We start from the raw sequence: 24,245 nt of genomic DNA on the forward strand, positions 1-24,245 counted from the left end.
ACCGGAATCAGCACGCTCATAGGGCGAGGTCGGTGATAGAACAGTAGTCGCACCGATCGACAGGTGACGAGTTCGAACGATGCGCTGGCGATACCGAGAGACCGTCCTGACGCTGTGTACGCTCGCCTTTTTCGCGACGATGGCGGGTCGGCTGGCGATCAGCCCCGTCGTCCCGTTCATTACTGACGAGTTTGCCGTCTCGAACTCGGTGATTGGGATCGCGTTGACCGGCATGTGGATGGCCTATTTCGCCGCCCAGTTCCCGAGCGGCGTCCTCGCGGACCGATTCGGAGAGCGGCCGGTGATCCTCGTCGCCGTCGCCGGCACCGCGATCGCGAGCCTCTTTCTGGCGCTCGCACCGTTGTTTACGCTGTTCGTGCTGGGAACGGTCGTCCTCGGCGGCGTCGCGGGGCTGCACTACAGCGTCGCGACGACGCTCCTTACGCGCACGTACGACGAGATCGGCACCGCGATCGGCGTCCACAATAGCGGCGGTCCCGCGGCCGGCTTGATCGCCCCGCCGATCGCGGCCTGGATCGGCGTCCGGTACGGCTGGCGGCCGGCGGTCGCGATCGGGGCCGCGATCGCCGTCCCGGCAGCTCTCCTGTTTGCCTGGCGAATTCGCCCGACGGAGCCGCGACGGCCGGACCAGCCGATGAGCGAGCGGTTCGAACTCGGGCCCGTCGTCGCGTTGCTCTCGCGCCCGCAGATCGCGTTCCCGGTCGCCCTGGCGATTCTCGGCGCGTTCGTCTGGCAGGCGACGGCCTCGTTTCTGCCGACGTTTCTGGTCGCCCACCGCGACCAGTCTACCGAGTTCGCCGGCATCGTCTTCGCCGGCTACTTCGTCGTTCAGGCGACCACGCAGGTCGGCGTCGGGATGGTCTCCGACCGCTACGGCCGCGATTTCGCGACGGCCGGCTGTATGGTACTCGCTGCGGCCGGCTTCGTCCTGCTGATCGGCGTCCCCGGAACGATCGCGCTTGCCGTCGCCGTCTTTCTCGTCGGGACGGGACTGGGCTGGGGTGCGGCCCTTTTGCCCCGATTCATGGACGTGCTTTCCGACGCCGAACGCGGAGCCGGATTCGGCCTGGTCAGGAGCGTCTACGGATTCATCGGCGCGCTAGGCTCTGTCGTGACCGGGCTGGTGGCCGACGTCTTCGGCTGGGGCGTCGCCTTCGGCGTTCTGGCGGCGCTGCTCGCGATCGTCTTCTGTGCGCTCGTCGCCAACTGGGGGCTGTCGCTTGGGTACTGACGCTTCGGACACCACTCGTCGGCCATTGGCCGCATCGTCGCCGTCCGGTCGGTCGCTCCAGTCGTTCGACGGTTAGTTTATAAACCCGCGATCCTTTCGGCTGACCGACGTGACGCTGAATCAGTTCTTCCCCGATCGCTCGTTGCGGTTTTAGGCCGTCCTAACTCCGTTCGTGCTGGCCACCGAGGGAATTCAGCACATACTTTTAAGTGTCCGTCTCCCGTTTGGACCTGTTAGCAATGACCATAGACCCGCAGTTCCACGAGAACCGAGAGAAAGTCGACGAGAAAAACGGCGTCGCCGTCTGGGGACCGGTCAACGAACCCGAGGAACTCGGCATTCGTGGCACGCACGTCGCGGTCGACTTCGATCTCTGCATCGCTGACGGAGCCTGTCTCGAGGACTGCCCCGTCGACGTCTTCGAATGGGTCGACACGCCGGGCCACCCCGAGAGCGAACGGAAAGCCGAACCGACCCACGAGGCCCAGTGCATCGACTGCATGCTCTGTGTCGACGTCTGTCCGGTCGACGCGATCGACGTTGACGCGGGACGGACGGCCTGAGGGCTACGGGCGATCGACGCAGTACGAAATGAGCTGCATATTCAGCGTAGTAGTGGAATCGAATACGTCCCAGTTATTCGGCCCGATCGACGTCGACTTGCTCTTTGAGCGTCTCGAGTCCGTCGGCCTCGGCGAGTTCCTGCAACCGCTCCCGGAAGTGTTCCTCACAGAGCCCGACCTTGAGCCCGTCGGACTCGGCGGCGAAGGCGGCTTCGCGGTCGCAGTAGTGGCAGTTCATAGGTGACAGTTTGTCCCACGACGCATTGAACCCTCCGCTAGCGGCCGATAGTTCTGTCAAGCGAGAGAAATACCGAGCCGTCGGAACTGCTCGCGCGTGAGTCCGGCGACTCCGAGCCGATCGTCGTGGGCATCGCTTCCGCCAGTTGCGCACAGTCCCTCGCGATCGATCGCTCGCTCGACCGGTCCCGGATCGACCTCGTGCCCGTAGGGGTAGTACAACTCGACGGCGTCCAGTTCGCCCGCACGCTCGAGTGCCCGCTTCGGGTCGGAATAGCGCAACGGGTGAGCTAACGAAACGACTGTACAGGCGTCGGCCAGCACCCGTCGACCCCGGTCGAACGACGGAATCTCCCGCGGGACGTAGCAGGGATCGCCGTTGCCGATGAGGCCGTCGAAGGCATCCCGGTAGTCGATGTCAACGTCGGGATGGGCGTCGATCGCCCGCGCGATGTGTGGTCGCCCGAGTCCCTCCTCGATCGTCACGTCGAGATCCACGCCGAGACGGTCCTCGAGACAGTCGACGATCGTCCGGCCGCGTTCTTGCCGGTTCGTCTGGATCTCCTCGACGAGCGCCTCGAGTTCGGGCGTCGACTCGACGCCGTACCCGAGCAGATCGACGCGATGTGCGCCGCGCTCGTCTCGCTCGCCACCACCGGTCGCTGGAATCTCGACCCGGAGTTCGATCCCGTGGATGACTGTCACGCCGTCGCGTTCGACGACCGGCTCGTCGAACGGCTGTACCCGATCGTGGTCGGTGAGGGCGACTACGCTAACACCGCCTCGACGGGCCGCTGCCGGAACGTCGTCGAGTTCGAGTTGCCCGTCAGAACGCGTCGTGTGAACGTGCAGATCGGCGTACGGCATACCGTCCTCGACTCACCCCGTCCGGAAAGGCGTTTCTCGGTTCGGCGGCTCCGCGTCACCCTCTCTCGTCGACTTGCCACCCTGTCCCTAGATGTCCCTCTAGGAATTGAATGGCTCCAATGGCGCTAGAGATTGTATATGGACAATGTTTATAATTATCGTTCACACAGGATAGGGTGTAATGTTGCTCAACGGCACCGGCGAGGTCATCGACGACTACGAGTACCCTGCGACCACCGAACAACTGATCGCGGATCACGGCACCCGAACCCTCGAACTCCCGAACGGAACCGAGACGGTTGCCGAAGTACTCGCCCGACTCGACTCGGAGACGTTCGAGAATCCCGAAGAGGCCCGTTTCGCCGTCTACTCCGCAGTGAGCGACAAGGCGGTCGGCCGCGTCGGCTACAGCGATCGCGACCCGACGCCGATCGGCAGCCCGTACGCACCGGACGCGGTTTCGTTCTGACGAACGAACTTTTTTAATGCGGTCCTCCTTCGCTCCGCTCAGTCGAACCGCGCCAAAAAACTTCGGTGAAAAAATGCCGAGCGCTCACTCCGTTCGCGCTCGGGGAAACCGCGGAGCGATCGGTATGCGTGTCTGTCCGCCCTACGGAACGCTCAGTCGAGAAACTCGATCGCGCCGTCCAGATCTAGCGGCACCGATCCCTTCCGATAGCCTTCGACGTGGCCGTTCGGGCGGGCGCGGTAGACGACTGCAGGGCGGTGGCGCACGTCGGGCTGTTCGCCGCGGACGGCGTTCCAGGCGTCGTCCCGGAAGGACGAACAGTCGACGAACAGCGTTGCACCGCCGCCGTGTTCTGCGAGCTGGCCGTTGGTCTTCGTCTCGGCGGTGTCGCGGACGGCGGCGACGGGGCCGGCCGCGACGCGGTTTTTCGGGGGTTGGGGTCGCGTGACCTCGACGAGGACGTTCGTCCGCTCGTCTTTCGCCCGGTAATCCAGCGAGTGGCCCGTCGTCACCTCGATTTCGGGAACCACCTCGTAGCCGGCGTCGACGAGGACCTTCGCGGCGATGAACTCGCCCAGCGCGGCGCTCATTCGGACTCGATCGACGTGATCGCTGGTGCCGAGTTTCCCCGACATGACGTGGCGATACTCGTCGAGTGCACCGGTCGCGAGGATCTCCTCGAAAAACGGGGTCGTTTCACGACGTCCGGCGTCGGGAAAGCCGCCGGCGTGTTCTCGAAAGAACGCTCGCGTCGAGTCGCGGCCGTCTTTGGACATGAACACGGGAAGGAAAAACCACGAGAGGTGAGGATAGTCCGCGAGCCACGGATCTTCCTCGTGAAGCGTTGTGAGCAGTTCTCGTTGCGACCACCGGGCAACGTGATAGGGAACGTCACGCCAGCCGAACTTGTCGGTCCGCCACAGCGAGGATGGGGTCTCCGTGTTCCCCATCCAGTAGGCACCGTCTTCGTCGTTTCGCGCGAAGAGTGCGACGTCGCCGTTTTGCATCTCGAACCGGTGAGTGGTCCAGTTTGCGCCGATTTCGTGTCGCGGCTGGACCGCTCTGGCTCCGATATTCGATCGAAGCGGCTGGAGAATCTCGTGTCGAACGCGCTGCTCGCTCCACGTCTGGGGCGAGTATCGAAAGCGAAGAGGCCGTGCCACGGGCGTCCGTAGGAGTCCAGCGTGCATACGTGTTACGTGCTCGGAGCCACTCGGGGATCGATATGACCGTTACATTGATGTGCGTTACCGACTAACATAGGTACATCTACCATGTCAATGGGTGCCTATGACGAAGACGAGCACGAGCGCCGCGAACAGCAAGCGTCCAGAGTCGACGCGGATTTCGACGACGAGCGGACCATCTACCACGGCAAAGTCGAATACGATTCCGGGGAGTCCGCCGAAGAACTGCTCGATAAGTTCGAGGAGATGAAATCCGATTAGTGGTCGTCAGGCTCGTCTCCGCTTTTTGATCCCGTCTCGAGGGCGATAGCGACAGCGACGCCGAATCCGACTATTTGTCCGACAGAGTAGCGAGCGACGTCGAGCGGGCTATCCGTCCCGCTCTCTCTATTCGTCGTCCCAGCCCGGCGTCGGCGGTGCGCCGCGTGCGTCTTCGACGCTTGCCGCGACGGTCGCGGGCGGCACCGAGTCGTCGGCCGACTCGTAGCGGCGTGTCCACTCGGCAATCGCCGGACCGACCCAATCGCCGTCGGGGCGCTCTGTACGTTCTCGATCGCTATCGCTCCCCCCGTCCGCGCCGTCCGAGGCGGAATCCATATCTCGGAGTCGCTCCAGCGCTTCCTCGTAGTGGTGCTCCGAGATCGCGATCGTGCCGGGGCTCGACGCCGCGGCGACGGCGATGGCCTCCGCGCGATCGGTCGCGGTGAGATGCTCGCTTGCGGCCCTGTCGACGACGCCCGAAAGCCGCTCCGGGACCGGGTGACAGAACAGCTTCGTGCCGATCGCCTGCGGGCCGAGCAGGAGTCCGTCGAGGTCGCCGTGACTGTCGTCGACGAGCCGATCGCCGCCGAAGGTAGCTTCGACGCGCTCGCACTCGGTTTCCTGACCCAGCGCGAGGGTGTATTCGGGGTAGGCCCCGCACTCGTCGGGAAAGAGCGCCTCGTCGTCGTGGATGCGACACTGGAGCGTCTCGGGGTCGAGGAAGGCACACGCCGGCAGCCACGTCTCCTCGTCGCGGCCGAACGGGGCGACGGGCTTCGGCGGTTTTCGCAGCCCCACGAAGAAGACCGGTCGACCCGCAACCGCGGCGACCGTGATCCCGTCGATGTCGACGCCCTCGCCGTCGTCCGCAGCGCGCCAGAACCGCGGCGTCAGGGCGGCGGCCAGCCCTCGATCGAGGAACGATCGCACCTCGTCGCGGGTCAGGGGCACGAAGTTCGTATCGCCGTCGAGTGGCTCCCGTCGACTCCCGTCGCCCGTCGGATCGCGGGGGCCGCGACGGTCACCTCGGTGCTCGCGCCCCCGGCTGTCGGCCTCCTCGAAGTGCGATCGCCAGTCCAGACAACAGCCGGCACAGCCGGCACAGTCCACCTCCATGCCCGGTGATACCACGGCAATTCGGATAACGCTGTGGCCGGGACTGGCGAACTCGGATCGGGAGCGAGGGGAACGACTTTCATCGTCCGGGCTCGATTCGATCGCATGGGACGGGACACCTGTGACGGCTGTGGACGACGGGTGACGATCGCCGGCGGGGTCGCTAATCTCTGGACGTTCGGGGAGCGCGACGGCAGCGACGGCACGGCGATGCGTCTCGACCTCGAGGACGGCTCGACCCACCTGCTCTGTTATCCCTGTCTGGAGGCGTTGCCCGACCAGCCGACAGCGGGCGACGTCGATCGATTGACGCAGGTCGATGCCGAGACGTCACGGCTGGAGTGATCGAAACGGCTGTTTCCCGTGTGGATGGTCGTAGCCGGCTGAACAGGACGAGAGGGGCGCGGTCGCCGTCGCTGTGGATTGTGAGCACCAAAAAACGGGGCTGCGTGTGAGCGTGAGCAACTCTCGACGGTCTGTGACCTGACCCGCGATCGCACTGCAACCGCACCGCAAGCGGAAGGGGTGGGATTCGAACGCCACGAGGCTGTGATGCCGCCGCGGGCCGGATGGCACCGCGGTGCTCTTCCGCTGAGCGACCCTTCCTCACTCCCAGTCGATGGCCGAGTTCGTATTTGTAATCTGTCGGCTACCCGCGGGTAACAGCCGCCTACCGCTCGCGATCCCCGTTCGGTATCCCAGCTGCCGACCCGGATTGGGCTGCACCGATCGCAACGGTTCGTAGCCTTTAGGACGCGCCCGCGCGGTGACTCGAACGGTGAACCCCGATCGGATCTTCGAGGCGTTTCCCGCACCGAGCTACCGCGGTGCCCAGGAACAGGCCCTCCGCGACATCCGGGACGCTTTCGCGGCGGGCAACGACGTCGTCCTCGTCCGCGCGCCGACGGGCAGCGGCAAGTCCCTGCTCGCCCGCGCGATCGCGGGCTGTGCACAGACGGTCGCGGAGGCCGACCCGAGCGAGCCCTCCGGCGCGTACTACACGACCCCGCAGGTGTCCCAGCTCGACGACGTCGCGAGCGACGACCTGCTCGCGGACCTGAACGTCATCCGCGGGAAGTCCAACTACACCTGCATCCTTCCCGACGAGCGGAATACGCCGGTCAACCAGGCCCCCTGCGTCCGCGAGCGCGGCTACGATTGCTCGGTCAAACACCGCTGTCCGTACTTTTCCGACCGCGCGATCGCGTCGAACCGGGAGATCGCGGCGATGACGCTCGCGTATTTCATGCAAACCGCGGGCAGCGAGGTCTTTCGGACGCGCGACGTGGTCGTGATCGACGAGGCCCACGGTCTCGCGGAGTGGGCCGAGATGTACGCGACCATCCAGCTCGGCCCGCGAACGGTGCCGTTCTGGGACGAGCTACGCGTTCCCGAGGTCGACGGACTCGATCGAGCCGTCCGGTACGCCGAGGCGCTCTCCCAGCAGTGCGAGCGCCGAAAAGACGACCTGCTCGCACAGGAGTCGCTTTCGCCCGGCGAGGTGCGCGAGCGCGATCGGCTCCAGGAACTGATCGGCGAACTCGACTGGTTCGTCTCGGATTACCGTGATCCACAGAGTGCAACGACGTGGCTGGTCGATCAATCCGAGCCGCAGTCCTCGAACTCCGGGACGGGAGACGGGGACAGCGGAGGCGACGACAACGGCAACGAGGGCGGCCCGCTGACGATCAAACCGATGGATCCCGAACGCTACCTCAGGCACACCGTCTGGGACCGTGGGAACAAATTCGCGCTGCTGTCGGCGACGATTTTGAACAAAGAGGCCTTCTGTCGCCAGGTCGGACTCGACCCCGCGAACGTCGCTCTCGTCGACGTTCCTCACACGTTCCCCGTCGAGAACCGACCACTGTACGACGTCACGCAGGGGAAGATGACGTTCGAGCACCGTGACGACACCATCCCGAAGATCGCCCGGACGATCGTCCGGATCATGCAACGCCACCCCGACGAGAAGGGGTTGATTCACGCCCACTCCTACCAGATTCAGGAGCGTCTGGCGGATCTCCTCGCGGATTTCGGCGTCGGAGATCGGATTCGGACCCACAGCCGCGACGATCGCGACGCCGATCTCGAGGACTGGAAAGCGACCGACGAACCCGACGTCTTCCTCTCGGTCAAGATGGAGGAAGCACTGGACCTCAAGGGCGATCTCTGTCGGTGGCAGGTGCTGTGTAAAGCGCCGTTTCTCAACACGAGCGACTCGCGAGTCGCCCACCGCCTCGAAGACGGCCAGTGGGCGTGGTACTTCCGAACTGCGCTCCGGACCGTGATCCAGGGCTGTGGCCGGGTCGTGCGCGCCCCCGACGATCACGGCGCGACGTATCTCGCGGATTCGAGCCTGCTCGATGTCTTCGAGCGCGCCCGATCGGACATGCCCGACTGGTTCGCCGAACAGGTCGATCGCATGACCGAGCCAGACCTGCCGGCGTTCGAGCCGCGGGCCGCACTGGGCGAATCGTCGACGCAGACCGGCACAACTGGCGGAAAAAGCGGCGGAGGATTCGATCGTGAGGGGGTGCGCTCCCGACGGCGATCGGGGCGCTCCTCACGATCGAGTCCGCTCGCGGACGTCTGGGATACGGACGGCTGACGGAGAATTGACGGACGGCAGGCGAGTACCCTCCCGAGAGATGAGACGCGTCTTCGATCGATTCGAACGGTTCGGATTCGATCAGAGCGCGGTAACGCCCCAGGCGATCATCGAGGTCGCCATGAGGCCCGCAAAGAGCAGCGCGATGATCTGATTCTTGTCCATATCGGTACCGATTCGCTCCGATGGCATGAACTTGACGACCAGCCACGGACGCAGCCGACGGTCGAACGGGAGCGATTCGACGACTCCTACTCGAACCGTGCGTCGACGACGACGTGTTCGACCCCGGCGCTGTGACTCTTGACCCGCCGTCGATCGAGCACCTCGAGTTCTCGATCGGCTGTTGCCGCTGCTCGTTCGAGCCGAGCGATCGGTCGGTCCCAGAGCCGGGGCTCCGGCGTCGCCTCGTGGTAGTGGACGACGCCGTCCGGAACGAGGGCTGTGAGGGCGTCATCGAGGAACGTGTGGGCCTCGTCGTCGCGAGGACTGGCGTCGGCTCCCGCGTCTGCGCCGGGTTTCTCGGCTCCGGTCTCGCCACCGCGTCCGTAGTACCCCATCACGACGCGGTCGGCCTCGACCTTGCCCGCGAGCTCCCGGCAGTCGGTCATGTAGGCGTCGACGCGATCGCCGACGTCGTTGAGCATCGCGTTCTCGACGAGGTAGCGAAACGCCGTCGGGTTCAGTTCGGTCGCCGTCACCCGTGCTCCGGCGCGGGCCATCGGGAGCGTGAAGTAGCCGATGCCGGCGAACATGTCGAAGACGCGTTCGCCCGCTGTGACAAGATCGGCCATCCGCGCCCGTTCAGCCTGGTTTCCCGGCGAGAACATTACTTTCGCGGGGTCGATCCCGTACCGGGTCCCGTGCTCGGTGTGGATCGTCTCGGTGTCGCGATCGCCCGCGATGAGTCGCGTTCTGGGCTCGCGGTAGGTGCCGGCCGCGCCGTCGTTCGCGATCCCCTCGTCGGCCAGCACGCTGTCGGCCTCGCCGTGGAGTTCGAGCAGGGCCTCACCGAGTTCCCCCTCGTCGTAACAGTCCTCGGGAACCGTCACGAGCACCACCGAGCCGACGACGGCCCACGATCCGGGGGCCGTCTCGATCGCGCGATCGTCCCACCCCCGTTCGGCAAGCAGGTCGGAAAGATCGCGCGTTCGGGGGTCGGGATCGAGCTGGTGGACGACGTCGAGAACGCGCGTTTCGGTTGGCGGTGCCGTTATGGGGAGCGCGATCTTCTCGGGGTCGTTCTCGCGATCGCGTTGCTCACTGGTCGCTGCTCGCGGTTCCCGCTGGTCACCGCTCGCCGTTCGAGGCGCGTGGCGCCTCGCGTCGCTCACCCCTCGCACCCGTCTGGAGTCGTCGTAGACGCCCTCGTTCCGGAGCGACTCGATCGTGGTTTCCGTGCGCGATTTCTCGACGATCGCGGCGAGTGGCGCGTCCGCGTTCGGGTCGGGAAGCGACGCTTCGAGGGAGTCGTCCCCGCGTTCGGGTGGCTCCTCACTCATCGCTCTCGGTGCTCGTGTAGGGGTCGTATGGTTCGGGATCGTCTTCGCCCGTGTCCGGGTCGGGATCCGGGAGGATGTGGAGGCCGGCACGACTCTTCAGGACGGGGACCGTCTGGGCGTCGGGATCGAAGTACTCCGGCCGGGAGACGGTCTTGGCCTCGTAGGTCTCGGGATCGAGCACCTGGACGGCGTTTTCGTCCTCGACGGTGACCACCGTCGTCTCGGCGGCGTCCTCGCGCTCACCGAGTTTGCGCGCGTCGGGGGCGTTGCCCTCCTCGTAGCCGGCCTCGTACCGATCGCCCGTCGTCACGCGGGTTCCCTTGAGATTCCCGCGGGCGCTGCGAACGAGGACGGGACCCTCATCGTCGTCCGCGAGATCGATCACGTCGCCGGGCCTGTAGGGCGGGAGCCGGACCGCAAAGGTCACTCGGTAGACCTCGTTTCCGTCGGAGTCCTCCGTGACGAGGGTTTCGGCATCGGTGACCGTCCCGCCGAACTCCTCGACCATCTTGTTCGCAACCTTCTTGCCGATCTTGTTGGTCGAGACCTTGATGTTCAGGCCGTCGTCGGTCTCGCCCATCTCCGTGATGAAGGCGTTTCGATCGCCCGTCGCCTCCATGTCCGCGACGATCGTATTCGCAATTGCTTTCGCTCGCTCGATCTCCTCGCTCGTCGGCGTCCGGTCTTCGGCGCGAATCTGGACGATGCTGGCGTAGTAGCTGCCGGCGATCCGGCCACACCGGGTGCAGGTCTGGCGGGCGATTCTGACCGGGACCGTCACCTGTTCTTCGACGGGTGTTCCCCGGACCACGCCGGTGAAGTAGCAGTGCATCCGGATCGTGTTCTGGTCGACCTGCTCGGGTTCGACCTGCCAGGCGACGTCAGCGACGTCGACGTGGACGCCGAGCGCCTCGCTGACCTGCTCGATCGCGATGTCGGTATAATCTTCTGCGCCGACGTCGACCCACCGGTTGCCGCGGTAGACCGCCCCACACTGGGCACAGACCCGAACGTCGATCCGTTCCGGCGCGTCCACGAACTCGAAATCGTCGAAGTAACAGCGATCGCAGAGGTCGACCTCCGCACCGGGTTGAAGGGGATCGCCACCCCCGTCGCCGGTACCGACCACGCCACCGTCGGACGTGTTCCCGTCGCTCTCCTCAGCCGTCGATCGATCGGGAACCGGGTCCCCACACCGGGGACAGAATGCACGCGACTCGCTCATTATCCCCGGTAGGTGACTGACCGAGTTAAACGGCGTGTTCCCGCCGAAGACGTTTCAGTTGTCTTCACAATCTGAAAATTCCACCCGAAACGAAGGGGTTGACCGGTCGATACTACCGTCTGTTCCCGTCTCTGATTTGTCAGACGAGCGTCAGACGCCGGCTCGGATTCGGCCTGTCAGACGTCGCCACGTCACAGGGTTTCCAGGCGAAACGAGGGGGTTCGAAGTGCACCGAGAGAGCGAGGGGGTTCGGAGTACACCGAAGGGAGAGACACGCCAGTGTTCGATTCGGCCCGTGAGAATCGGTGAGGCTTATTCGGCTCGAACGCGTTCGAACGCGTATGGACTGGCAGCCCGACTGGGGGCTTCGAGCGCGGATGTTTCTGACGATGTTCCTGCTGTTTGCACTCTACATCGTCTTCGCCGGCGTCATGACAGCGTACATGGGCGGCGGAATTCTCGTCTTCGCGATGCTGTTCGGCGGCATGTCGGTGGTGCAGTACTACTTCAGCGACACGCTCACGCTCAGGAGCATGGGCGCAAAAGAGGTCTCGGCCGACGAGTACCCGCAGTTACACGCGTCGGTCGAACGACTCTCACAGCAGGCAGACCTGCCGAAACCGAAGGTCGCCGTCATCGATTCGAACGTTCCCAACGCCTTTGCGACTGGACGCAACCAGAAAAATGCCGCCGTCGCCGTGACGACCGGGCTCATGCGGACGCTCAACAGCGACGAACTCGACGGCGTCATCGCCCACGAACTCGCCCACGTCAAAAACCGGGACATGATGGTGATGACGTTCGCCTCACTGCTCGCGACGATCGCGTTCATGGTCGTCCGTTGGGGGGCGTTTTTCGGCGGTGGCCGCGGGCGCGGCGGGAAAGGCGGTGGCGGTATCGTCGTCGCGATCGTCGTCTCGCTCGTCGTCTGGATCATCAGCTACATCCTGATGCGCGCACTCTCGCGCTACCGCGAGTTCGCCGCCGATCGTGGTGCAGCCGCGATCACTGGCAAGCCCGCGGCACTGGCGTCGGCGCTCATGAAAATCTCCGGCGAGGTCGACAAAGTTCCTGACAAGGACCTGCGAGAGGAAGCCGAGATGAACGCCTTCTTCATAATCCCGCTGAAGTCGGGAATCGTCGGCAAACTGTTCAGTACGCATCCACCGACGGAGCGTCGCATCGAGGCGCTTCGCGAACTCGAACGCGAGATGGAAGCGCTCTGAGACGGCTGCAGTGCGCTCGTCTGTAACGTCGGTGTGCGATCGATTTGTGATCGGTTCGCGATCGAGTTTCGGACCTGGGAAGGGTGTGTCGATGATCGGATTCAGGTTCTGCAGTCGAATAGAACCATTTGAAAGGCTGCCCTTCGTGTATCCTCCTATGGGACTGCTCGACGGACTCCGTGCCGTCCTCGGATTGCGCGCCGAGGCCGACGCGAAACGCGACGCCGACCCCGACGATCTCTTCGGAATGAGCACCGCGTACCTCACGATGGAGGCTGATCTCGGCTACGAGTCGGCCGACGTCGGCGCGCTCTGTTTCTCCGGCGTCGACTCAACCAGTTTTCGGGACGCCGTCGACGAGGTCGAGGCCATCCTCGAAGCGGGTCGCGAGGAGACCGGGACCGAGTTTTCGGTGTCGGAAGACGACCACGGCTATCACTGGGTCGTCCTCGAAGACGAGGACCCCGAGGACCTCATCACGAGCCTCCACTTCGCCGCGGACACGTTCATCGAACACGGCTACGGATCGCGCCTGCTCGCGGCGGTGTTCGCCTACGAAAGCCGTGACGGACCGGCGTACTGGATCTACTCGTTCCGCCGCGGCCGATTCTACCCCTTCGCACCCCGCCCCGGCCGCGAACGTGACTCCAACGCGGAGTTCAAACTCGAGGCGACCCTCGACGGCGAACTCGCGATCGAACGCGACAAGGAGTACTGGTACCCGCTGTGGCCGAGTTCGGGCGGAACGCATCCCTGGGAATGAGCGCACCTTCTCTGAACCGTCGCCGTCAGTGCAGCCTCGTCGCCTCCTCCCTGTAGCGATCGAACAGCGCCTCCCCCCAGGCGATCGCCTCGGGGTCGTCCGTGTCGATCCAGGCGATGGGGGTCCCCATCGATTCGGTGTGGACGCCGATTCCAATCCGATCCTCGAAGATAGCCAGGGCGATCGGGAGATCGTCGTGTATCCAGGCGCTCATGTGCTCGTTTTCGAGGGCCGTCTGGGCGATGTTCGGATACTCCTCGAGAATGAGTTCGAGCACTTTCGGCTCGTAGATAATCTCGCTTTCCATCCCGGCTTCGATCTGGTCGTGTGCCAGGTCGATGTACATCGGCTCGAGGAAACTCTTGTTGAACCCCTTGATCTGGGTCGCTCCTTCGAACAGTTCGATAAACCGGTTCATCGGCCGGAACGGGTCGTCGTAGGTCGCTTCGGTGACGACGGCGTCGGCGAACAACCGGTAGTCGAACTCGGCGTCGGCGGGAAGGTCGTTGACCAGCGGCTTGAGCGCGGTGGCCGTCGAAATCTCTTCCCGGTAGGTGCGGACGGCCGAGCCGACGATCTCGCCGTACCCCGTTAGCCCGTATCTTCCGCGGTCCTCGTAGACGATATCTGCGTCCTCGAAGGCGGTGATAATCCGGTGGGCGGTCGGTCTGGAGACCGACAACTCCTCGGCCAGGTCGCGTTTGGTGAGCGCGGTGTCGACGAAGGCGTCGAACGCCGTGGCGCGTCTCGCGAACTCGATGAGTTCTTTCGAACCGTCGTCATCGACCATGTGGCTGACTCTGTCCTCTTTTGATTCGAGGGGGGTCGCGGTGCTTATACGTTTGTCTTTCAGCGGCCGAACGGTGTTCATCCCCTGAACGACGTACGTCAGATGATATGATATACTGTTAGCGCGGATAGTTCACATGTATTCTCGGGCTAATACTGCAGATAGGGGGGATTTCCGATCGAAGCTCGGTTCGGTCGCGTTTTCTGTACTGTTGATTACGTCGGTTCTGGCGACGAGCGGTGCCGGTGCAGTGGGTGTGCAGTCGAGTGCCGTGAGCCAGGGGTGTCTCGCCGCGGGAGACAGCATCCAGGCTGCTATCGACGAGGCGGAAAACGGGGACAAGATCTGCGTCGAAAGCGGAACGTACACGGAACAGCTCACGATCGGCGTCGAGGGACTGACGCTTGTCGCTGCGGACGGTCACACCCCGATCGTCACGATCGACGGATTCGGTGCGGCCGTTTCCATCACGGCCGACGACGTGACTGTCGACGGGTTCGAGATAGTCGCCGAGAACCGGGGGCTCCATATCGACGGCTCGGGAGCGATGGTTGCCGGAACGGATGTTACCGTTACCAGCAATACGGGATATTACGGGATTCGCCTGAGCGAAGCCGATGCGACGATTACCAACAGTCACGTCGATGCCCCCGTCGACCTCGAAATAATTTCCGGCGGGACGAACGCGACGATTACGAACAACAGCTTCGAGACCGGAATCGCGATCGGCACCGCAAACGCGCCGCGATCGGTGTTCGATCACGACGTTCGTGACAACACCGTTGGTGGCGATTCGCTGGTGTACGTTACCGGCACGGACGATCCGACTATCCCCGGCGACGCTGGTCAGGTGATCGTCTACGACTCGACGACCGTCGAAATCCGCGGTCTCGATATCGACGGCGGCGCGGCCGGTATTCAGATTGGGTACAGTCCGGGTGCTGTCGTCGCGGACAACACCATTACGAACGTAAACACGTACGGCATACAGGTCTGGGGGTCGGACGAGACGGCCATCGAAGGGAACACCGTCGCCGAAGCCGGGGAGCGAGCGAGTCTGTTCACCGGGCTGACCGCTCCCGCGGTCGGCGTTCGCAACTCCGAGTCGACGACGATCGACAGAAACAGACTCACAGACAATGACGGGCGAACGCTCCACCTCGAGAGCTCTCCGCATGCTGATGTGTGGAACAATACGCTCGTCGATAACCACAACGGTCTCTCTGTGTTCAGTTCGGACTGGGCGACCCTGACGAACAACACCGTTGCCGGAACGCACCACGGCGGGTCGTCCAGCGCGCTTAATGGGGCAATCTTGGTTATCAACAGCGAGTTCGTCGACATCCACGACGGCAACGTCACCGACAACCTCGGATCCGGAATCTACGACAATAGGGGAAGCGGCTCCGGGAACGCCGATATGGCCGGAAACACTATCACCGGAAATGGAGGAGACGGCATTCACTGGACCAGAAGCAGTGATGTAACGATTCACGAGAACAATATCTCGAACAACGATCGTCGCGGTATCAACGGCCCGACGAGGGCGACCGTTACCGCAAACACGGTCGAACGCAATGCCAATGCTGGTATCGAGGTCAGCCACGACTCTACTGTCGAGGACAACGTCGTCGTGGGCAACAGCGGGAACGGCATCGCCGCGAACGCGAGGTCAACTGTTCGGGCTAATAACGTCAGTGATAACGGTGGGGCAGGAATCTTCCTGCGATCTTTTAGCGATCAGGTCGTCGAACAGAACGATGTAAGCGGCCACGATGCCGATCTCGTCATTTTCGAGACCGAGGCAGTGACCGTTCGGGATAACACGTTCGAGACCGGCGTGCAACTGGTTGCGAGTTCGAACCCCTACTCGACGCTCGAGGAGGATCTGACGACGCACTCGTTCAGCGGGAACACCGTCGCCGGCAAGGAGCTGTACTACGCGAAGGGGATCGACAACCCGTCCGTTCCGGCCGATCCCGGCCAGGTGATAATCGTCAACTCGACGAACGTGAACGTAAGCGATCTCGAATTCGAGGGCGTCACGGCCCCTATCCAGATTGCGTTCAGCGATGGAGTCATCTCGAACAACACCGTCACCGACACCACGGGATCGAGCGTCAGGCGGGGGACGATTACGCTCTGGGCCGCGGAGGACATGACGGTGATCGGAAACACGGTTACCGACAGTGCCGACGACGCCGTTAGAGTGGTCGAAAGCGAGCGCGTCGAACTCGTCGAGAATACGATCAGCGGTGCCGACTGGCGCGGAATCCGACTTGAGGGGGCAAGAAACACGACGATCGACGGCGGAACAATCACCGGACCGGGGAGTTTCGGTATCGAGACCGAACGGAGCGATGCACTCTCTATCGACGGAATATCCGTTACTGACGGCGGAAATGACGGAATCTCTCTCGGTGCCGGGGAAGCGACTGTCCGTAATTCCTCGATCACCAACAACGCCGGCCACGGCATCTTCCTCGACTTCGCGAGCGGAGCGATGATCGAGAACAATACCGTCTCGGCGAACGGCGAGAGCGGAATCGAGTCGGATTACCGATCTAATTCGGGGAACAACGTAACCCTCTTTGAGAACGTCGTCACCGACAACGTCGAGACGGGGATCGATTTCGGCGCGAGTAGCATCGAGGGCACCGTGGCCACGGCCAACATTGTTAGGGGCAACGCGATCGGGCTCCGCGTCACGAACGACGCCGTCGTGACCGACAATGTCATCAGCGACAACGTCGCCGCAGGCATTTTCGTGGCGTTCCAGCCGGACGGGATCGCGATCACCGGAAACGAGATCGAGAACAACGGGATCGGCGTCGACTACGATCGCGGGACGTGGAGCGGCTACGAGTCGATCGACGCCACCGAGAACTGGTGGGGCGCGGCCAATGGCCCGAGCGGCGGGGTCACGGACCCCGTCACCGGAACTGTCGCGGACGGTGACGGCGACAGCGTCACCGAAAACGTCCGCTTCGAGCCGTGGGTCGGATCCGGCGTCGAGATCCTCGACGTCACGCTGGACAGGACCGATGTGGGCGTCGACGAGGACGTCCTCGTCACCACCACGGTCCAGAATACGGGGAGTGAGTCGGCCAGTACCACGCTCTCGCTACAGATCAACGGCGCGACGGCCGATACCCGGAGTGTCACCGTTGGGTCGGGCGAGACCACGACTGCGGAGTTCACCTACAGTTTCGGCGAGGAGGGCGGGTACGCCGTGAGCGTCAACGGCGTCGATGCAGGGACCGTCACAGTCGTCGCGGAGTCCGTCGATATCGCGTACTCCGATCTGAGCGTCTCGTCGACGGATCTGTACACCGGCTCGACGCTCGTCGTCACCGCCACCGTCGAAAACAACGGTGATGCAGACGGCGCGTACGAGTCGCCGCTGATCGTCGACGGCGAGGTCGTCGACACGCGAAGCGGGACGCTCGCGCCGGGCGAGTCACGAACGGTGACGTTCATCACCCAGCTGGAGACGACTGGCGAGATCGAGGTCACGGTTGCCGACCTCCCGGCCGAGACGGTGACTGTGACACTCGCATGGGCACAGTTCGGCTTCGGTGATAACAACGTCGGCCACGGCGAGGAACTGACCGGGCCGGTCCTCTCGCCCGACGAGCAGTGGCAATACACTGCGGGGAGCCAGAGCTACCACTACGTTCGATCCTCGCCCGCAGTCGTCGATGGCGTCGTTTACGTCGGCAGCTTGCCGTCGATGGTCCACGCTGTCGACGCTGGAACCGGCGAGGCCATATGGACCGTCGACACCGATGGTGCGGTCGTCACTGCACCAGCAGTCGCGGACGGCGTCGTCTACGCGACGAGCGCGACGAGCGATGTGGGGACCATCTATGCGATCGACGCAGTTGACGGGAGCGTCCTGTGGAGCGAGTCGTACGGTGAGGCGCTCACCTCCCCACGGATCGTCGCCGGCGAACTGTACGTCGGCAGCGAGGATGGACGCCTCTATGCGCTCGATCCGACCGATGGAACCGAGCTGTGGAACTTCGACACGGACCGCAAGATAAAGACGACACCCGCCGTCTCGAACGGTGTGATCTACGTCGCGACGAGTCCGCAGTCGGGACAGTCGATCGACGAGCGAGTGTACGCCATCGAGGCGGCAAGCGGCACAGAACTGTGGAGTGCTGACGAACCGATGCTGGTCAACACGGCGCTGACCGTCGTCGACGGCGTCGTCTACGTCGCAGATTTCAACGGTACTGTGTACGCATACGATGCGGAGGACGGTACCCAGCTATGGGACTCTGTAGTGAGCAGCGTAGCGATCAACGGCGCACCGGCCGTCGCTGACGGCGTCGTCTACGTCGGCAGCTACGACAATCACGTCTACGCGCTCGCCGCGAGTACCGGCGACGTGCTGTGGAGCGCAGAGACCGATGGTCGTGTCGAGTCGTCGCCCGCAGTGGCGAACGGCGTCGTCTACGTCGGCAGTTTCGACAACCATCTCTACGCGCTCAACGCGAACACCGGCGACGAACTCTGGGCGTTCGAGACCGGCGACAGCGTCTGGTCTTCGCCAGCCGTGCTCGACGGCGTCGTCTACGTCGGCAGCGAGGATGGCACGCTCTACGCGATCGGTGACGGCGAACTACCAGCCATGTTCACGACCATCGAAGCGTACGTCTCCGATCGGACGATCGAGGTCGGTGAGTCGGTCGACATCTACGTGCAGGTGGCGAACTGGGGGGGCTCGGCGGGCGAGTACACGGCTGAACTCAGTGTGGAGGGTGAGCCCGTCGCCACGGAAACCGTGACGATCGCGCCCGGAGAGGTCGAGACGATCACGTTTACCCGGCAGTTCGACGATCCGGGAACCTACGCCCTCACCGTCGACGGCATCAGTCTGGGAACGATCGACGTGACCGCTGGCGCACAGGAGCCGTTCTTCGCGGTGACGATCGACGGTACCAACGAACCGGTGACCGAAGGCGATGCGCTCGACGTCGACGTGACCGTCCAGAACACCGGCACCGTCGCCGGATCGCAGACGGTGTTCTTGCTTCCCGACAACGGAGACGCGATCGTGGATGCGCTCGATTCCCAGAGCGTCTCACTCGATCCGGGTGAGGAAACGTCGGTCACGCTCACGTGGGCGACCGAGGTTGGCGATGCGGGTGAGGATATCCCACTCGCCGTCACGAGCGACGATGCCACGGCAACCACGACCGTTAGCGTAACTGCGGCGGCATCCAGCCCGACGCCATCGCCATCGCCATCGCCCTCGCCCGATCCCGCGTTCTTCGCGGTGACGATCGACGATGCCCCCTCGCCAATCCTCAGCGGTGAGGTCCTCGCCGTCACCGCGACGGTCGAGAACACCGGCGACTCCGCAGGGACGCAGACGATCGAACTGGTCGTCGACGGAACCGTCGTCGACGCGACGAGTCTCACGCTCGACGCGGGCGAGTCGGTACAGCTCCCGCTCTCGTGGACGGCCCCCGACGCCGGGGACGAGGTCGATATCGAAGTCAGGAGCGACGACGACGTCGATTCGGCCACAGTGGTCGTCGAGGACGTCGACGAGGAAGCGAACATCATCCTCTACGGCGCAAGCGCCGACCGCGATCACGTGACGATCGGTGAATCCGTCGTCGTGAAGGCGAATCTCTACAACGCCGGGGAGGTCGCCGGGAGCCGGACCGTCGCGCTGTCGGTCGACGGCGATGTCGTCGACGAGACGACTGTCAGCGTTAGACCGGGGATCGCCCGCGGCGGCGTCGAACTCACCTGGGCTCCCGAAGAGGACGACCTCCCAGTCGGTGAGGACGCCATGGACGTGACGCTCTCGGTCGACGGATTGTTCGTCGAGACGGTGACGGTCGAACACCAGTACACGGATATTCAGGTCATCGCGGCCTCCGCATCCGAAAACGAACTGGTCGAGGGCGAACACCTGTACGTCATCGGCAGCATCTACCAGGCCGGCACCGCCGAGGGCCCGGAGACGATCGAACTGACCGCGACGAACCAGGAGACGGGTGAGACCGAGGTCGTGGGTAGTCAGGAGGTCACGCTCGCGCCGGGATTCTACCATCTCGGGGCGCTCAACGTTACCTACCAGCCCGAGGAAGCCGGCACGTACGACCTCCAGTTAGGAGAGCGAAACGCCGGCACGATCGAAGTTGAGGACGCGATCTCTGACATTCAGGTTATTGCCGCTTCTCCATCTGCGATCGACGTCGTCGCGGGCGACGAGTTGTACGTCGTCGGGAGTATCTACCAGGCCGGAACGATCGAGGGGACGGAGACGATCGAGCTCACCACGACGAACCAGGAGACGAACGAGACCGAGGTCGTCGGCAGCCAGGAGGTGTCGCTCGCGCCGGGCTTCTACCACCTCGGTGCGCTCAACGTCACCTATCAGCCTGAAGCGGCCGGCACCTACGACCTCCAGCTAGGGAATCGTGACGCCGGCACGATCGAGGTCGCCGCGGCCGAAAGCGACATTCAGGTCGTCGCCGCGTCGGTCTCGGTGATCGAACTGGTCGAAGGAGAGGAGGCGTCCGTCGTCGGCAGCATCTACCAGGCCGGCACGATCGCCGGTCCGGAGACGATCGAACTCACCGCGACGAATCAGGAAACCGGTGAGACCGACGTCGTGGGCAGCCAGGAGGTCGCGCTCACACCGGGCTTCTACCACCTCGGGGCGCTCAACGTAACGTTCCAGCCCGACGCTCCCGGAACGTACGAGCTCGAACTCGGCGGCCGCAGTGCAGGTACCGTCGAGGTCGAAGCAGCAGTCTCGGATATCCAGGTGATTGCCGCGTCACCCTCGGCCGTCGAACTGGTCGAAGGCGACGACCTCCACGTTACCGGCAGCATCTATCAGGATGGGACGATCGAGGGACCAGAGACGATCGAGCTGACGGCGACAAATACCGACACCGGTGAAACCGAGGTCGTCGGCAGCCAGGCGGTCTCGCTCGCTCCCGGCTTCTACCACCTCGGGGCGCTCAACATGACGTTCCAGCCCGACGCCCCCGGAACGTACGATCTCGAACTCGGTGACCGCGAGGCCGGGACGATCGAGGTCCTGGAATCCGACAGCGACATTCAGGTCGTCGGTGCCTCGGTTTCGGACGTGGAACTCATTCAGGGTGAGCAGACCCACGTCGTCGGGAGCATCTACCAGGCTGGGACGGCCGACGGTCCCGAGACGATCGAGCTGACGGCGACGAATACCGACACCGACGAAACCGAGGTCGTCGGCAGCCAGGAGGTGTCGCTCGCGCCGGGCTACTACCACCTCGGGGCGCTCAACATCACCTACCAGCCCGAGGCGGCCGGCACGTACGAGCTCGAACTCGGCGGTCGCGAGGCCGGGACCGTTGCCGTCGACGAGGCGATCACCGACATTCAGGTCGTCGGGACGTCGGTCTCGGACGTCGAACTCGTGGCGGGCGAAGAGACCCACGTCGTTGGAAGCATTTACCAGGCCGGCAACGTCGAGGGGACACAGGAGATCGAACTCACCGCGACGAACAACGAGACGGGCGAAACCGAGGTCGTGGGTAGCCAGGAGGTGTCGCTCGCACCCGGTTTCTACCACCTCGGGGCGCTCAACATCACCTACCAGCCCGAGGAAGCCGGCACGTACGATCTCGAACTCGGCAATCGTGACGCCGGCACGGTCGAGGTCGAGGACGCAGTCTCGGACATCCAGGTCATTGCCGCCTCTCCGTCCGAAATCGACGTGGTTGCGGGCGACGAACTGTTCGTCGTCGGGAGCATCTACCAGGCCGGAACGATCGAAGGCACGGAGACGATCGAACTCACCGCGACGAATACCGAGACCGGCGAGACCGAGGTCGTCGGGACGCAGGACGTGACGCTCGCGCCGGGCTTCTACCACCTCGGCGCGCTCAACGTCACCTACCAGCCCGAGGCGGCCGGCACCTACGAACTCGAACTCGGCGGGCGCACCGCCGGCACGGTCGAGGTCGAATCGGCCGTTTCGGACATTCTGGTCATCGCCGCGTCTCCGTCTGCGATCGAACTGGTCGAAGGCGACGACCTCCACGTCACCGGGAGCATCTATCAGAACGGGACGATCGAGGGACCCGAGACGATCGAACTCACCGCGACGAATACCGAGACCGGCGAGACCGAGGTCGTCGGGACGCAGGACGTGACGCTCGCGCCGGGCTTCTACCACCTCGGCGCGCTCAACATCACCTACCAGCCGGACGCCCCCGGAACGTACGATCTCGAAATGGGCGGGCGCACCGCCGGGACGATCGAGGTCGCTGCTGCCGAAAGCGATATTTCCGTGATCGCTGCGTCGGTCTCGAAGATCGACGTCGTGAGGGGCGAGCAACTGCACGCCGTCGGGAGCATCTACCAGGCCGGCACCGTCGACGGTCCGGAGACGATCGAACTCACCGCGACGAACCAGGAGACCGGCGAGACCGAGGTCGTCGGGACGCAAGAAGCGAGCCTCGCGCCGGGCTTCTACCACCTCGGCGCGCTCAACGTTAGCTTCCGACTCGACGCTGTCGGCACCTACGACGTCGAGTTGGGTGACCGCTACGCCGGAACCGTCGACGTACGGCACGCGACTGTGGAGCCGTCGATCGTCGCCGTGGACGGCCACTCAACGTCCGTCGATCCGGAGACGGGCGACGAACTCGTCTTCGCGAACGACGACGCGACCGTCGAGATTGACGTCACTGCGGATCTCGACGTGGCCGACGTGACGCTGCTCGTCGAATCGCTCGAGACGACCTACGCCGTCAGTGCGGCCGCGACCCACGACGGCGGAGATCAGTGGACCGCTTCGGTTCCACTCGAGAATCTTCCTGATGACGCCCGATACGCGCTGTCGGCGGTCGCCGTCGACGAGCAGGGGAACGCGGGGATGGATACCGCGAGCGAGACGCTCGTCGTCGATCGGGACGCCCCGTCGATGGCCGTTTCACTCGAGGACGTGACAGCCGAGGACGCGACGATCGTCGTGGAAAGCGACGAACCACTCTCGGGCGTACCGACGGTGACCGCCGAGTTCGTCGACGGGGACGGGACGACGTCGTCCGCGACGGTGACGATGGACGACGCGGGTCCTTCGGCCACGAAGTTCACTGGCACGCTCACCGTCGACGAGGCAGGCGAGTACGTCGTGACCGTTACGGGCATCGATCGAGCCGGCAACGAGGGCACGGACGAGGCGTCCGCGGTCGTCCATACTCAGTTCACGCTCGCAGACGGCGTTGTAGTACTCTCGGGATCGGGAACGACGATCGAGTTCCACCTCGCCGAGGACGCCGCCGAAGCGATCGCAGCCCAGGAACTCTTCGCGGCGTTCTCCGAGAACGGCGTCAATCCGAACCTCGACGGGGGACAGCTCGGCGTTGGCTTCCTGACGGCCGACCTCGATTCGTTCCTCGACCACCAGCTCGCCGAGGGGAGCGTCGAGAGCGCGACTATCTCGATGGCCGTCGACGAGGGTGCACTTGGCGGTTCGGACCTCGAAGACGCACAGATTCACTACTACGACGAGACGGCTGACCAGTGGGACCCCATCGAGACGAGCTACGAAACGGTCGGCTCCGAGCAGTTCCTGACCGCACAGGTCACGCACTTCTCGACGTACGGCGCGATCGTGGCCGACGAACAGCCGCCGACGATCCGCGAGGTCTCGCCGGCCGACGGGACCGAACTCGACGTCGACACCGACGAGGTGACGATCGAGTTCACCTACGGCGACGACCGCTCGGGGGTCGACCTCGGCTCGATCGCACTGACAGTCGACGGCGAGGACGTCACGACGAGCGAGCACACGAGCATCACCTCTACCGGTGCGACACACACGATGACGGTCGAGCCCGGAGTCAGCTACGACGCGACGATCACCGTCGCCGATCGGGCGGGCAACGTCGCAACCGAGGAGACGACGTTCTCGGTCGCGGAGCGCGAGAACGGCGCTGCATCGGGTGATGAGTCGCCGGGTGGCGCTTCGTCGACGAGTGGTTCCGCAGGCTGGGGAGCCAGCGCCGGGATCGGTCTCGTGGCCGTCGCCGTGGTGGTACTGGCGCTTGTGCTCGCCCGTCGACAGGGGCTGATGGTCAAACGGTAACGACCGACCGCACCCGAACCGGATTCGAGATGCGTCCGCTCCCGGAATCGGTGCCACCGCGT

General features: G+C 64.2%; 16 protein-coding genes and 1 tRNA gene. 9 read left to right on the plus strand and 8 right to left on the minus strand.

Annotated features, from left to right (window positions below):
* The first annotated feature begins 79 nt into the window (after nucleotides 1-79).
* Entirely contained in the window at nucleotides 80-1,252 is a 1,173-nt protein-coding gene (locus AC6I6L_RS07815) for an MFS transporter (protein WP_497917185.1), read from the plus strand.
* 239 nt (nucleotides 1,253-1,491) lie between these two features.
* On the plus strand, nucleotides 1,492-1,815 hold the full coding sequence (locus AC6I6L_RS07820; RefSeq protein WP_497917186.1) for a 4Fe-4S dicluster domain-containing protein: 324 nt from the start codon (nucleotides 1,492-1,494) through the stop codon (nucleotides 1,813-1,815).
* Nucleotides 1,816-1,888: 73 nt separating this feature from the next.
* On the opposite strand, the gene AC6I6L_RS07825 is transcribed toward AC6I6L_RS07820, so the two are convergent.
* A complete protein-coding gene (locus tag AC6I6L_RS07825) occupies nucleotides 1,889-2,053 on the minus strand; it encodes a DUF6757 family protein (RefSeq protein ID WP_007141157.1) in 165 nt (54 codons plus the stop codon).
* A 56-nt stretch (nucleotides 2,054-2,109) separates the two neighbouring features.
* Complete coding sequence (locus tag AC6I6L_RS07830; protein WP_497917187.1) at nucleotides 2,110-2,919, minus strand: PHP domain-containing protein; 810 nt, start codon at nucleotides 2,917-2,919, stop codon at nucleotides 2,110-2,112.
* A 181-nt stretch (nucleotides 2,920-3,100) separates the two neighbouring features.
* Between AC6I6L_RS07830 and AC6I6L_RS07835 the strand changes: the two genes are divergently transcribed.
* Nucleotides 3,101-3,388, plus strand: coding sequence for a DUF5789 family protein (locus AC6I6L_RS07835; RefSeq protein ID WP_497917188.1), 288 nt, complete (start codon nucleotides 3,101-3,103; stop codon nucleotides 3,386-3,388).
* A 152-nt stretch (nucleotides 3,389-3,540) separates the two neighbouring features.
* On the opposite strand, the gene AC6I6L_RS07840 is transcribed toward AC6I6L_RS07835, so the two are convergent.
* Entirely contained in the window at nucleotides 3,541-4,551 is a 1,011-nt protein-coding gene (locus tag AC6I6L_RS07840; RefSeq protein ID WP_497917189.1) for a DUF5784 family protein, read from the minus strand.
* Between the two features lie 111 nt (nucleotides 4,552-4,662).
* Between AC6I6L_RS07840 and AC6I6L_RS07845 the strand changes: the two genes are divergently transcribed.
* The gene (locus AC6I6L_RS07845; RefSeq protein ID WP_497917190.1) at nucleotides 4,663-4,836 is read left to right on the plus strand and encodes a DUF5786 family protein; all 174 of its coding nucleotides are present in this window, start codon (nucleotides 4,663-4,665) and stop codon (nucleotides 4,834-4,836) included.
* Nucleotides 4,837-4,962: 126 nt separating this feature from the next.
* Here AC6I6L_RS07845 and AC6I6L_RS07850 read toward each other — a convergent pair whose 3' ends face one another.
* A complete protein-coding gene (locus tag AC6I6L_RS07850) occupies nucleotides 4,963-5,952 on the minus strand; it encodes a YkgJ family cysteine cluster protein (RefSeq protein WP_497917191.1) in 990 nt (329 codons plus the stop codon).
* 105 nt (nucleotides 5,953-6,057) lie between these two features.
* Here AC6I6L_RS07850 and AC6I6L_RS07855 point away from each other — a divergent pair, with 105 nt between their 5' ends.
* Entirely contained in the window at nucleotides 6,058-6,297 is a 240-nt protein-coding gene (locus tag AC6I6L_RS07855) for a DUF7561 family protein (protein WP_497917192.1), read from the plus strand.
* A 172-nt stretch (nucleotides 6,298-6,469) separates the two neighbouring features.
* Here AC6I6L_RS07855 and AC6I6L_RS07860 read toward each other — a convergent pair.
* Nucleotides 6,470-6,558: transfer RNA gene (locus tag AC6I6L_RS07860), tRNA-Gly, on the minus strand.
* 172 nt (nucleotides 6,559-6,730) lie between these two features.
* Between AC6I6L_RS07860 and AC6I6L_RS07865 the strand changes: the two genes are divergently transcribed.
* Nucleotides 6,731-8,563, plus strand: coding sequence for a helicase C-terminal domain-containing protein (locus AC6I6L_RS07865; protein WP_497917327.1), 1,833 nt, complete (start codon nucleotides 6,731-6,733; stop codon nucleotides 8,561-8,563).
* Nucleotides 8,564-8,814: 251 nt separating this feature from the next.
* Here the strand turns inward: AC6I6L_RS07865 and AC6I6L_RS07870 are convergent, their stop codons facing one another.
* Complete coding sequence (locus AC6I6L_RS07870; protein ID WP_497917193.1) at nucleotides 8,815-10,065, minus strand: class I SAM-dependent methyltransferase; 1,251 nt, start codon at nucleotides 10,063-10,065, stop codon at nucleotides 8,815-8,817.
* Entirely contained in the window at nucleotides 10,058-11,290 is a 1,233-nt protein-coding gene (locus AC6I6L_RS07875; RefSeq protein ID WP_497917194.1) for a 60S ribosomal export protein NMD3, read from the minus strand. Before AC6I6L_RS07875 ends, AC6I6L_RS07870 begins: the two co-directional genes overlap by 8 nt.
* Before the next feature lie 341 nt (nucleotides 11,291-11,631).
* Between AC6I6L_RS07875 and htpX the strand changes: the two genes are divergently transcribed.
* Both htpX and pspAB read left to right on the plus strand, forming a co-directional pair.
* Nucleotides 11,632-12,516: a zinc metalloprotease HtpX gene (gene htpX / locus AC6I6L_RS07880; protein ID WP_497917195.1), complete on the plus strand. Its 885-nt coding sequence runs from the start codon at nucleotides 11,632-11,634 to the stop codon at nucleotides 12,514-12,516.
* A 157-nt stretch (nucleotides 12,517-12,673) separates the two neighbouring features.
* Entirely contained in the window at nucleotides 12,674-13,279 is a 606-nt protein-coding gene (pspAB, locus tag AC6I6L_RS07885) for a PspA-associated protein PspAB (protein WP_497917196.1), read from the plus strand.
* A 25-nt stretch (nucleotides 13,280-13,304) separates the two neighbouring features.
* Here the strand turns inward: pspAB and AC6I6L_RS07890 are convergent, their stop codons facing one another.
* A complete protein-coding gene (locus AC6I6L_RS07890) occupies nucleotides 13,305-14,069 on the minus strand; it encodes a helix-turn-helix transcriptional regulator (RefSeq protein ID WP_497917197.1) in 765 nt (254 codons plus the stop codon).
* Nucleotides 14,070-14,340: 271 nt separating this feature from the next.
* On the opposite strand from AC6I6L_RS07890, the gene AC6I6L_RS07895 reads away from it, so the two are divergent.
* On the plus strand, nucleotides 14,341-24,183 hold the full coding sequence (locus AC6I6L_RS07895; protein ID WP_497917198.1) for an outer membrane protein assembly factor BamB family protein: 9,843 nt from the start codon (nucleotides 14,341-14,343) through the stop codon (nucleotides 24,181-24,183).
* Nucleotides 24,184-24,245: the final 62 nt, after the last annotated feature.

This window comes from Halosolutus sp. DAT137 (assembly GCF_059736405.1).

Excerpts from the sequence above, each read along its gene's own strand:
- AC6I6L_RS07850 (WP_497917191.1), bottom strand. The coding sequence starts at position 5,952 with ATGGAGGTGGACTGTGCCGGCTGTGCCGGCTGTTGTCTGGACTGGCGA.
- AC6I6L_RS07845 (WP_497917190.1), top strand. The coding sequence starts at position 4,663 with ATGTCAATGGGTGCCTATGACGAAGACGAGCACGAGCGCCGCGAACAG.
- pspAB (WP_497917196.1), top strand. The coding sequence starts at position 12,674 with ATGGGACTGCTCGACGGACTCCGTGCCGTCCTCGGATTGCGCGCCGAG.
- AC6I6L_RS07870 (WP_497917193.1), bottom strand. The coding sequence starts at position 10,065 with ATGAGTGAGGAGCCACCCGAACGCGGGGACGACTCCCTCGAAGCGTCG.
- AC6I6L_RS07825 (WP_007141157.1), bottom strand. The coding sequence starts at position 2,053 with ATGAACTGCCACTACTGCGACCGCGAAGCCGCCTTCGCCGCCGAGTCC.
- AC6I6L_RS07815 (WP_497917185.1), top strand. The coding sequence starts at position 80 with ATGCGCTGGCGATACCGAGAGACCGTCCTGACGCTGTGTACGCTCGCC.
- htpX (WP_497917195.1), top strand. The coding sequence starts at position 11,632 with ATGGACTGGCAGCCCGACTGGGGGCTTCGAGCGCGGATGTTTCTGACG.
- AC6I6L_RS07890 (WP_497917197.1), bottom strand. The coding sequence starts at position 14,069 with ATGGTCGATGACGACGGTTCGAAAGAACTCATCGAGTTCGCGAGACGC.
- AC6I6L_RS07835 (WP_497917188.1), top strand. The coding sequence starts at position 3,101 with ATGTTGCTCAACGGCACCGGCGAGGTCATCGACGACTACGAGTACCCT.
- AC6I6L_RS07855 (WP_497917192.1), top strand. The coding sequence starts at position 6,058 with ATGGGACGGGACACCTGTGACGGCTGTGGACGACGGGTGACGATCGCC.
- AC6I6L_RS07830 (WP_497917187.1), bottom strand. The coding sequence starts at position 2,919 with ATGCCGTACGCCGATCTGCACGTTCACACGACGCGTTCTGACGGGCAA.
- AC6I6L_RS07875 (WP_497917194.1), bottom strand. The coding sequence starts at position 11,290 with ATGAGCGAGTCGCGTGCATTCTGTCCCCGGTGTGGGGACCCGGTTCCC.
- AC6I6L_RS07820 (WP_497917186.1), top strand. The coding sequence starts at position 1,492 with ATGACCATAGACCCGCAGTTCCACGAGAACCGAGAGAAAGTCGACGAG.